Source organism: Streptomyces sp. SID11385, assembly GCF_010548245.1.
In the GTDB taxonomy this organism is placed as follows: domain Bacteria; phylum Actinomycetota; class Actinomycetes; order Streptomycetales; family Streptomycetaceae; genus Streptomyces.
In genome coordinates, this window is record NZ_JAAGLR010000314.1 from 1 (window position 1) to 11,140 (window position 11,140).

The following is an 11,140-nucleotide window of genomic DNA, read 5'->3' on the forward strand; positions in this document are numbered from 1 at the left end:
TCCCGCCACCGTGCCCTCGCCCCCCGTCACCGCACCCCCCGCGGCCCCGCTCCCCACCGCGCGCCCGCGCTCCGGCGGGTCCGCTCCCGGTGGCGTACGCCCGCGCCTCGCGCTGCCCGCGCTCCCACACCCCTTGCTCGCGCCGGGGGAGTGGGCCGAGCCGCTGCGGGAGGACGCGGGTGTCCACTGGGTGGTCCTCGACGTGGACAACGGGCCCGGGCAGCGGCCCGACCCCGACTGCCTGCTCGCCGCCGGGCGGATCAGCAACGCGCGCAGGCGGCGCGGGCCCGGGGCCGCGCTCGTCCTCGGGCGGCTCGACCTCGCGTACGGGGCGGCCAAGCCGCACCTCGTCCTCGCCCAGGCCCGCGCCTGGCGCGACTGGTACCACGTCGACGGCTACTACCTGCACCGCTGTCCGGCCGACGAGGGATGGCTTCCCGCCGTGACCAGCCTGCTCGCCCGCGTACGAGCCCTCGGCCCCGCCCATGTCGTCCTCGGTCACGGCGTCCACCCGCACCCCGGCTACGCGGACCTCGCCGCCCAACTCGTCACCTTCACCGGGCCCTGGAGCCGTTACCGCTGGGCGCGGCCCCCCGAGTGGACCGCCGACCTGCCCGCCGAGCGCTTCTGCCACCTCGTCCACTCGCTCCCCGCGACCCGCCTCGACGAGGCGCTGCGGCTCGCCCGCTGGCAGGGCGCGGGCACCGTACTGGTCACCGACCGGCGCCCCCGCGCACCCCAAGAGGACGGCGAAATGGGGGTATTCGCGACACTGCCCGGCTACTGGGACGAAATCGTCTCGCGGACCGGACGTGGTGTCTCGGAATGAAAAGCGTCATGGCACTGTTACGGGCAGAAGCAGTCTTCCGAAAAACCGACCAACGGAGTTGCCGTGTCGCTGCCACCCCTGGTCGAGCCAGCCGCTGAGCTCACCGTCGATGAGGTCCGCAGGTACTCGCGCCACCTGATCATCCCGGATGTCGGGATGGACGGACAGAAACGGCTCAAGAACGCCAAGGTCCTCGCCGTGGGCGCCGGCGGCCTCGGCTCGCCGGCCCTGATGTACCTCGCGGCGGCCGGAGTGGGCACTCTCGGCATCGTCGAGTTCGACGAGGTCGACGAGTCCAACCTCCAGCGCCAGATCATCCACAGCCAGGCCGACATCGGCCGCCCGAAGGCCGAGTCGGCGCGCGACACGGTCAAGGGCATCAACCCGTACGTGAACGTGGTCCTGCACGAGGAACGGCTCGAAGCCGACAACGTGATGGACATCTTCAGCCAGTACGACCTGATCGTCGACGGCACCGACAACTTCGCGACCCGGTACCTCGTCAACGACGCCTGCGTGCTGCTGAACAAGCCGTACATCTGGGGCTCGATCTACCGCTTCGACGGCCAGGCGTCCGTCTTCTGGTCCGAGCACGGCCCCTGCTACCGCTGCCTCTACCCGGAGCCCCCGCCCCCCGGCATGGTGCCCTCCTGCGCCGAGGGCGGCGTCCTCGGCGTGCTGTGCGCCTCGATCGGCTCCATCCAGGTCAACGAGGCCATCAAGCTCCTCGCGGGCATCGGCGAGCCGCTCGTGGGGCGCCTGATGATCTACGACGCCCTGGAGATGAAGTACCGCGAGGTCAAGGTCCGCAAGGACCCCGACTGCGCGGTCTGCGGCCCGAACGCCACCGTGACCGAGCTCATCGACTACGAGGCCTTCTGCGGCGTCGTCTCCGAGGAGGCGCAGGAGGCGGCGGCGGGTTCGACGATCACTCCCAAGCAGCTCAAGGAGTGGATCGACGACGGCGAGAACATCGACATCATCGACGTCCGCGAGCCGAACGAGTACGAGATCGTCTCGATCCCGGGCGCGCGCCTGATCCCGAAGAACGAGTTCCTGATGGGCAACGCCCTCCAGGACCTCCCGCAGGACAAGAAGATCGTCCTGCACTGCAAGACCGGCGTCCGCAGCGCCGAGGTCCTCGCCGTCCTCAAGTCCGCGGGCTTCGCCGACGCGGTCCATGTCGGCGGCGGCGTCATCGGCTGGGTCAACACGATCGAACCCGAAAAGCCGGTGTACTAGGCGGAAGGCGGGGTGGCCCTGCTTGCGGCAGGGCCGCCCCTCTTCCTGGGGCTCCGCCCCAGACCCCGCTCCTCAATCGCCGCAGGGGCTGAACTGGTGGGGCCGAACCCGCCAAAATCCAGCCCCTCCGGCGTTTGAGGAGCGGGGTGCGGGGCGGAGCCCCGGGGCGGGCGCGCCCGTCAGTGGCACTCCTTGCCGGGACGGGGCACGCTTCCCCGGAGCAGGTACGCGTTCACCGTGTCGTCCACGCACGTGCTGCCGCTGCCGTACGCCCCGTGGCCCTCTCCGTGCCAGATCAGTTCCACGCCCACCCCTTTGCCGAGTTCCCTCGCCATGTGGGCCGCTCCCTCGAAGGGGGTGGCCGGGTCGCCGGTGTTGCCGACGACCAGGATCGGTGGGGCGCCCGGGGCGGAGACCTCGGGGGTGGTGCGGTCGCCCCGGGTGGGCCAGTCGTGGCACCAGCCGGCCGTGTCCCAGCCGAGGAACGGGCCGAAGACCGGGGAGATCGCGCGGAACTCGGCGAGGCGGGCGCGGGCCTGGGCCGCCGTGGGGCGGGTGCTGTCGTCGGCGCAGGAGATGGCGCGCTGGGCCTGGGCCTGTTTGCCGTAGTGGCCGTCCGGGGTGCGGTCGTTGTAGGAGTCGGCGAGGGCGAGGAGCGGTCCGCCGTCGCCCGCCCCGGCGGCGTCGAGCGCCCGCGTGAGCTGCGGCCACGACGCCTCGCTGTAGAGCGGGGAGACGAGGCCCGTCACGGCCAGCGACTCCGTCAGCTCGCGGCCCCTGCCCGCCGGGAGCGGGTGCGCGTCGAGGTCCTTCAGGAGCGCGGCGACCTTCGCCGTGCCCGCCTTCGGATCTTCGTCGAGCGAGCGGAAGTAGGCGTTCAGCGCCCGCTGGAACCCCCGCGCCTGCCCCTTCGCGTGCTCCACCGTGCCCGCCGCCGGGTCCACGACCGCGTCCAGCACCATGCGGCCCACGTGCCGCGGGAAGAGGTGCGCGTACGTGCCGCCCAGCTCGGTCCCGTACGAGACGCCGAAGTAGTCGAACTTCGCCTCGCCGAGGACCGTACGGAGCAGGTCGAGGTCCCGCGCGGTGTTCGCCGTCGTCAGCTCGGGGAGCAGTGCTCCCGTCGTCCTGGCGCAGCTCTTTCCGAAGGCGCTCGCGTCGGCGAGGAAGGCGCGCTCCTCGGCGGGTGTGTCCGGGGTGAGGTCGACGGCGCGTTCGGCGCGGGCCACGGCCGCGTCGTCGCGGCAGTCCACCCGCGCGCTGCCGCCGACGCCGCGCGGATCGAAGCTCACGAGGTCGTACGCGCGGTGCAGCGCCCCGTACCCCGGCGCGAAGAGCGGCAGCAGGCTCACGCCCGAGCCGCCCGGGCCGCCGAAGTTGAAGACGAGCGAACCGCGCCGCTCACCCGTCGCCGCGCTGCGGATGACGGCCATCCGCAGCGTCTCGCCCGTCGGCTTCGCCCAGTCCACGGGCACGGTCAGCTTCGCGCACCGCCACTCCCGTCCCGGCGCCGCGTACCCCTCGGTCGCCCCGCACTTCTGCCAGGCGAGCTTCTGCCCGGTGAGCGCGCGGGGCAGCCCGGGGGAGGGGGATGCGGAGGCGGAAGGGGGCGCCGAGGCGGACGGGGAGGCGGGCCCCGCGTTGCCCCGCTGCTCACCTCCCGAGCCGCCCCCCGAACACCCGCTGAGCACGACGAGCAGCACGAGCACGAGCAGCCCCGCGGCACCCCGGCGCCCGTCCACCCGCCGCCGAGGCGCCGCCCCGCCCCCGTACCGCCGCCCAGCCCCCGTACTCCGCACGTCCCGCTCCCCTCCGCGTTCCCGCGGGGAAACACCGCGGGCACCGTGCCACCCTGACGCGGTGCCCGCCATCGTACGAGCCGCCACTGACAGTCAGTGATCCGTCACGCCGCGGAGGTCACCCGCACACCGTCCCCGCCTTCGGCACCGTCCCGTCCAGCAAGTAGCCGTCCACCGCCTTGCGCACGCACGTGTCGCCGCTGTCGTACGAGCCGTGGCCCTGGCCCTTGTACGTGATCTCGACGCCGACGCCCTTGCCGAGCTGCTTCGCCATGCGCGCCGCGCCCTCGTAGGGCGTCGCCGGGTCGCCCGTGTTGCCGACGACGAGGATGGGCGGGGCGCCCGGGGCCGAGACCTCGGGGTGCGAGGCGGCGCCGCGCACGGCCCAGTCGGTGCAGCTGACGAGGGACCAGGCGAGGAAGTCGCCGAAGAGCGGGGACGCCTTACGGAACTCCGGGAGCTTCTTCTCGACGTCCGCCATCGAGTACCGCTCCTTGTCGTCGGCGCAGTTGATGGCGACGTTCGCGGCGGTGATGTTGGAGTAGCTGCCGTCCTCGTTGCGGCCGTTCATCGCGTCCGAGAGCGCCATCAGGACGCGCCCGTCGCCGTCGTACGCCTGCTGGAGCCCTTCGCGCAGGTAGGGCCAGTAGTCCTTGGAGTAGAGGGCCTGCGCGATGCCGCCCGTCGCCGCGGACTGGGTCAGCTTCCGCTCGCCGAGCCCCGGCAGCGGCTTGCTGTCGAGGTCCTTCAGGAGCTTCGCGACGCGCTTCTCGATCGCGTCGCGGCTGCCGCCGATCGTGCAGTCCTCGCCCTGCTTGACGCAGTCGTCGGCGAAGTTGTCGAGCGCGAGCTGGAAGCCCTTCGCCTGGCCGAGGGAGCCCTGTTCGCTGTCCTCGGTCGGGTCCACGACGGCGTCGAAGACGGCGCGGCCGACGTTCTTCGGGAAGAGGTGCGCGTAGACGCCGCCCAGCTCGGTGCCGTACGAGATGCCGAAGTAATGGAGCTTCTTGTCACCGAGGACCTGGCGCAGGAGGTCCATGTCGCGCGCCGCGTCGGTCGTGGAGACGTGCGGCACGATGGCGCGGGAGTTCTTCTCGCACGCGGCGTTGAAGTTCTTGGTGCCGGTGACGAACTCGTTGCGCTCGGCCTCGTCGTCGGGGGTGTTGTCCTGCGCGAAGTACTGGTCGAGCTGCTGGGGGTTCTCGCACTGCACGGGCGCGCTGCGGCCCACCCCGCGCGGGTCGAAGCTCACGAGGTCGTAGCGGGTGCGCAGGGTCTCGTACGTGTCGCCGAAGGCGGGGAGCGTCGCGACGCCCGAGCCGCCGGGGCCGCCGAAGTTGAAGACGAGGGAGCCGATGCGCTTGCCCTGGTCCTTCGCCTTGGCGCGGATGAGCGCGAGATCGATCGACGCGCCCTTGGGGTGCTTCCAGTCCAGCGGCGCCCGCATCGTCGCGCACTGCCACCGCGTGCCGCCGGGCAGCGGGGACGGCTTGTCGCCCGTGCCCTGGGCCTGGTCGGGGGCGGGGCAGCTCTTCCAGCTCAGCGACTGGCCGCGCGGATCGCTGCCGCTCGCGCCGTTCGTCGGGCCGCCGCCGCCACCGCCGCTGTCGTCGGAGCAGGCGGTGAGGGACACGGCGAGGCTCAGGCCGACGAGGGCGGCGGCCCCGGCGCGCAGCCGGGTGCGGCGAAAGGAGCGGCGGGGCGGGAGCGAGTGAGGCATGGAACCCATCCTGGGGGTCGTGCGGGGGCGGCGCTCGGGGCGGGGGCCGGGCGGGTGAGCCGTACGGGGCCGCGTACCCCGCCGCGGGCCGCCCGTGCCCCCCGTACCCCGGTTACAAGGCGCCCTTCTTGGTGAGCTGGTTGAAGCAGATCCAGCCGGGCAGGACCGGCAGCCAGAAGGTGAAGAGGCGGAAGAGGATGACGGAGGGCAGGCCGATCGACAGCGGTACGCCGAGCCCCGCGAGCGCGAGCGAGAGCGCGGTCTCGATCGCGCCGACCCCGCCGGGCGTCGGCGCGGCGGAGCCGACCGCGTTCCCCGCGAGGAAGACGACGGCGACGCTCGCGAGGCTCACGTGGGTCGAGGAGCCGCCGAGCGCCCGGACGGAGGCGTCCAGGCACAGCACGAAGCACCCGGTGAGCGCGAGCATCCCGCCGATCCCGGTGAGCAGCTTCGAGGGGCGCTGGAGCACGTCGAGCATGCGCGGCACGACCCCGGCGAAGAGCGAGCGGACCCGCGTCACGACGAAGCGGCGCAGGAACGGTACGGCGGTGACGACGAGGACGAGCACGGCGGCCGTGAGCAGGCCCGCGATGACGGTGCGGGACGGCGAGAGCGAGGGCGTCTTCTCCGTACCCGTCAGATAGCCGAAGAGCAGGAGCAGCAGGATGTGCGAGGCGAGCCCGAAGAGCTGCGAGGCGCCGACGCTCGCGACCGCGAGCCCGGGGCGCACGCCCGCGCGCTGGAGGAAGCGCGTGTTGAGCGCGAGCCCGCCGACCGCGGGGGGCGCCACGACCTTCACGAACGACCCGGCGACCTGCGCCGCGATCGCGCGCGGCCACGGCACCCGCTCGGGCACGAAGCCCAGCAGGCTCATCGCGGCCGCGACGTAACTGAGCGCGGAGAACGCGGCGGCGGCGGCGATCCAGCCCCACTGCGCGTTGTGGATGATCTGCTGGAAGTCGATCTTGCTGAGCTGCGCGAGGAGGAAGTACGCGGCGATCGCGCCCGCGATGAACGTGACGAGGGTGCGCGGTCTGATGCGCTCCAGGCGGGCCGGCTCCACGGGGGCCTGCGGGCGGACGCGGAGCACTTCGTGGCGGATCTGCGCGAGCAGGTCCTCCTCGCGGGCCTCGTCCATGGCCGCGTCGATCGCGCGCTTCTCGGCCTGCCGCGCGTCCCGCGCCGCCTTGCGCCCGCTCTCCTCCACCTCGCCCGCGTCCGCGCGCGCCTTCTTGCGCGCCTCGGACGCGGCGAGCACGGCGTCCCGCTCGCGCTGGGCGCGCTCGCGGCTGAGCCGTCGCAGCGTCGCCCGCGTCGAGCGCGACAGGGCGATGGGCTGGAGCAGCGGCAGCGCGTCGGCGACCTTGTCGGGGCCGAGGACGTCGACGGCGGCGGCGACCGCGCGCTCGGCGCCCACCCGCAGCCCGAAGGTCGTCAGGAGCTGGCTGACGTCCATCCGCAGCACGAGGTCGCCCGCCGCGATCTCGCCGCCGCGCAGGTCGGTGAGGATGACCGTGCCCGCCTGGTTCACGAGGATCGCCTCGCCCGTGAGCCTGCGGTGCGCGATGCGCCGCGACTGGAGCGCCTGGACCTGCCGCCACGTGTCGCGCATGAGCGCGTCGGTGAGCGCGGTGTCCGGGAGCGAGTCGAGACTGCGCCCGCCGGTGTGCTCGTAGACGAGCATGACCGCGTCGGGGCCCAGCTCGGACGTCGCGATGAGGCGCGGCGCGTTCGCCCCGGCGGCGATCGCCGCGTACGCGAGGAGCGCTTCCTGTTCGAGCGCCTGGCGCAGCGTCTGGAGGCTGCGGCCGGTCGTGACGGTACGGAGGGTGAGGCGGCGCCAGGCGCGGTAGTAGAAGCCGTGCGCCTGCTGCTCGCGGTCGACGACGGTGACGTCGAGCGGCGGCCCGTCCTCCAGCGTGACGAAGTACTGCCGCCCGCGCTCCAGCTCCTCGCTCCCCTCGGCGGCGCGCGCGGCGGACACCGGCCGGAAGCCGACGTGGCGCAGCCCGGCGAGCAGGGTGCGCCCGGTGGGGCGCACGTTCGGCGAGCCGACGGCGTAGAGCGTCCCGTACGCGACCGACCAGCCGATGAGCACGGTCAGGACGATCGAGAACGGCGTCGTGTAGCCCACGACGAGCATCGCGAAGGCGTCGAGCAGCAGCACGACCCACAGCACGACGCGCCAGCGCGGTCTGCGCGCCATGCCCACGGCTGTCATGTACGCGATGACGGGGGCGAGGTAGCCGTGCACCGGGTCGGTGAGGACGTGGACGTCGGCGGGGGACGGCTGGGTGAGCGCGTCCTTGATCGACTGCGGCGCCGAGTCGGCGACCCACAGGTCCGTCGCGAGCGTCACGCCGTGCGCGAGCACGGCGGCGAGCACGCCGTCGGCGATGCGCAGGCCGTCCCGCTTGACGAGCCGTTCGATCGCGAAGGCGACGGGGACGAGCAGCACGGCGATGCTGGAGGCGAGCCCGGCGAACTTGATCAGCAGATCGGGCGCCTCGCCCGTCCCCCGGTTGATGTCCTGTTCGAGCCCGGACGTCGTCCCGTGCGCGAAGGCGGCGACCCCGAGCACGATCGCGAGGGCGAGCACGCCGACGCACAGCCGCAGCAGGTCGTACGGGCGGTGCACGCGCGCGGGCAGCAGCGGCTCGTCCCCCTCCACCTGGTCCGCGTGCACGACCTCGGGCTCGGGGGCGGGGGAGGGGTGGGCGCCCGTGGCAGGGGGCGCGTGCTCCTTGGCGGGGGCCTTGTGGAGGCGTACGGGCGCGGGGGCGGCCCCGTCCGCACCGTCCTGCCGCGCCTCGGCCCCGTCCGCGCCGTCGTGCGGGGCGGGTTCCTGAAGGGCCGGTTCCTGTAGGGCGGGTTCCTGGGTCGCCGGGTCCTGCGCGGCCCGTTCCCGCGGGTCCCGTTCCTCGCGGGGAGACACGCCGGCAGAGCTGTCCGGCTCTTCGGATCGCACGCTCTGCCGCCTCGGGGTCTCGGAAGTCTCTTGCACTTGTCGGTTTCGTACTGGTCGGTTCGGGATCACCTGTCACCGCCCGCACGATGGTGGCACGGCCTGACAGCACCCTGGGGCATCAGGGTGCAATTCGGGAGCGTACGCAGCCGGTCCCGCGCCCCCTGACACCCTCCCGCAGCCCGCGCCCGGACGGACCGCCATCGCCGTCGTGTCGGGGCCGGACACGGGGCACCGGGCCGGACGCCGTGCCCGGCACGGAGCCGGACGCCGTGCCCGACGCGGGACCGGGCCCGGCTGTCCGACGCGTGCGGCAGGATGGGCGGGATGAGCGAGCAGCACGACCCCGCACCCCCGCCCCCTCCTTACGTCGACCGGGTGCTCGACGTCGCCGCGCGCATCCCGGCCGGACGGGTCATGACATACGGGGACATCGCCGCCTGGCTGGAGGAGGAACGCCGGGAGCACGAGGACCTCGCCCTCCCCGGCGCGCCCCCGCGCCGCGTCGGCCCGCGCCAGGTCGGCCGCGTCATGTCCCTGCACGGGGACGAGGCACCCTGGTGGCGCGTCGTCCGCGCCGACGGCACTCTCCTGCCCGGCCACGAACTCCGCGCCCTCGCCCACTACCACGAAGAGGGCACCCCGCTGCGCCCCACCGCGAGCGAGGACCACGTCCCCCGTATCGACGTGCGGAAAGCCCGGTGGCACGGGGTGGAGGACTGACAGCCGTGCGCAAGCGCACATCCGCCGACCCGCCCCACGACTTCGCCCCGCCCCCACGGGAGACGTAGCGTCGAACCCCCGACCACCCCACCAGGACCGGCCAAGCACAGTGAGCACCTCCTCGCGCACCTCCTCCCACGCCGCACGCCCCTGGGCCGGGCGGCAGAGCGCGGGCGGCTACCGGCTGGTGCGCACCCCGCGGACCCCGCCGGGCCCCGTCCCTCTGGACGCGCACCAGCGGGCCGTGGTTGAGCACCGCACCGGACCGCTCCTCGTCCTCGCGGGCCCCGGCACCGGCAAGACCGAGACGCTCGTCGAGTCCGTCGCCGCCCGCGTCGAGGCGGGCGCGGACCCCGAACGCCTCCTCGTCCTCACCTTCAGCCGCAAGGCCGCCGTCGCCCTGCGCGACCGCATGGCCCTGCGCATCGGCCCCGCCTCCGCCCCGCGCGCCACGACCTTCCACTCCTACGGCTACGCCCTCGTCCGCGCCCACCAGGAGGCCGGCCCCGACGGCTCCCCGGTCCGCCTGCTCTCCGGACCCGAACAGGACCTCGCCGTGCGCGAACTCCTGGAGGGCGAGATCGCCCTCGCCGCCCGGGGCCGGGGCCGGGTCCGCTGGCCCGGTCAGCTCCGCGCCTGCCTCACGACGCGCGGTTTCGCCGACGAGGTACGCGCCGTGCTCGCCCGCAGCCGCGAACTCGGCCTCGACCCGGCCGCCCTGCACCGCTTCGCGAGCCGCACCGGACGCCCCGACTGGCATGCCGCCGCCGCCTTCCTCGCCGAGTACCTCGACGTCCTCGACCTCCAGGGCGTCATCGACTACGCCGAACTCGTCCACCGCGCCGACCTCCTCGCCCGCCGCCCCGACGTCGCCCGGGAACTCGCGCGCTCCTACGACGCGGTCTACGTCGACGAGTACCAGGACACCGACCCCGCCCAGGTCCGCCTCCTCGAAGCCCTCGCCGGACAGGGCCGCACCCTCCTCGCCTTCGGCGACCCCGACCAGTCGATCTACGCCTTCCGGGGCGCCGACGTGAACGGCATCCTCGACTTCCCCGACACCTTCCGCACGCGCGAGGGCGCCCCCGCCCCCGTCGCCGTGCTTCCCACCGCGCGCCGCGCGGCCCGCCGCGTGCTCGACGCGACCCGCGCCCTGACCCTGCGCATCCCCCTCACCCGCCTCCCCGCGGCCGCCGTCCGCGCCCACCGCGAACAACTCCCCACCCGCGAGGGCGGCGCCGTCGAGGTCTGCACGTGCCCCAGTCCTGGCGCCGAGACCGACCACGTCGCCGACCTCCTGCGCCGCGCCCACCTGGAGGACGGCGTGCCGTGGGGCGACATGGCCGTCCTGCTCCGCGCGGGCAACCGCCTCCCCGCCCTGCGCCGCTCCCTCACCGCCGCGGGCGTCCCGATCGACACGGCGGGCGACGAACTCCCGCTCCGCCTCGAACCGGCGGTCCAGCCCCTCCTGACGGCCCTGCGGGTGACGGCGGAGGCGGAGGCGCGCGGCGAGACGGCATGGGCGGAGGAGGCGGGGGAGGAGGCCCTGGCCGAGACGGAGCCCGTACGGGAGACGGACGGCGAGCCCGTACCCGTGCCGGAGCCGCCCCCGGAGCCGTCCTGGATCGCCACCGAGACCGCCGTCGACCTCCTCGCCTCCCCCCTGTGCGGCATGGACGCGGCCGATCTGCGGCGGCTCGGGCGGGCGCTGCGCGCCGAGGAGCGCGCGGCGGGCAACCCCGTACCGCCCCCCTCGGACGTCCTGCTCGCACGCGCGCTCGCCGAGCCCGAGCGGCTCATCGCGCACGACGCCGCGTACGCGAAGGCGGCGCGCGCGCTCGGTCTCCTGCTCGCGCGCACGC

Annotated in this window: 7 protein-coding genes; 4 read left to right on the forward strand and 3 right to left on the reverse strand. The window is 74.1% G+C overall.

The window, feature by feature from the left end:
• Nucleotides 1-10 precede the first annotated feature (10 nt).
• Nucleotides 11-829, forward strand: a complete 819-nt coding sequence (locus tag G3I42_RS09535; RefSeq protein WP_164284259.1) for a spherulation-specific family 4 protein — start codon at nucleotides 11-13, stop codon at nucleotides 827-829.
• Nucleotides 830-892: 63 nt separating this feature from the next.
• The gene (moeZ, locus tag G3I42_RS09540) at nucleotides 893-2,071 is read left to right on the forward strand and encodes an adenylyltransferase/sulfurtransferase MoeZ (RefSeq protein ID WP_164284251.1); all 1,179 of its coding nucleotides are present in this window, start codon (nucleotides 893-895) and stop codon (nucleotides 2,069-2,071) included.
• A gap of 179 nt (nucleotides 2,072-2,250) precedes the next feature.
• Here moeZ and G3I42_RS09545 read toward each other — a convergent pair whose 3' ends face one another.
• From G3I42_RS09545 to G3I42_RS09555, 3 genes are all read right to left on the reverse strand, one after another.
• Nucleotides 2,251-3,942 carry an alpha/beta hydrolase gene (locus G3I42_RS09545; RefSeq protein WP_239096359.1) on the reverse strand — a complete coding sequence of 564 codons (1,692 nt, stop codon included), beginning with the start codon at nucleotides 3,940-3,942 and terminating at the stop codon, nucleotides 2,251-2,253.
• 46 nt (nucleotides 3,943-3,988) lie between these two features.
• Entirely contained in the window at nucleotides 3,989-5,590 is a 1,602-nt protein-coding gene (locus G3I42_RS09550; RefSeq protein WP_164284253.1) for an alpha/beta hydrolase, read from the reverse strand.
• 112 nt (nucleotides 5,591-5,702) lie between these two features.
• Nucleotides 5,703-8,558 carry a lysylphosphatidylglycerol synthase domain-containing protein gene (locus G3I42_RS09555; protein ID WP_343244501.1) on the reverse strand — a complete coding sequence of 952 codons (2,856 nt, stop codon included), beginning with the start codon at nucleotides 8,556-8,558 and terminating at the stop codon, nucleotides 5,703-5,705.
• Between the two features lie 324 nt (nucleotides 8,559-8,882).
• On the opposite strand from G3I42_RS09555, the gene G3I42_RS09560 reads away from it, so the two are divergent.
• The gene (locus G3I42_RS09560) at nucleotides 8,883-9,278 is read left to right on the forward strand and encodes an MGMT family protein (RefSeq protein ID WP_164284255.1); all 396 of its coding nucleotides are present in this window, start codon (nucleotides 8,883-8,885) and stop codon (nucleotides 9,276-9,278) included.
• A gap of 109 nt (nucleotides 9,279-9,387) precedes the next feature.
• Nucleotides 9,388-11,140 (forward strand): ATP-dependent helicase (locus tag G3I42_RS09565; protein WP_164284257.1); only part of this gene is annotated, 1,753 nt, incomplete at its 3' end.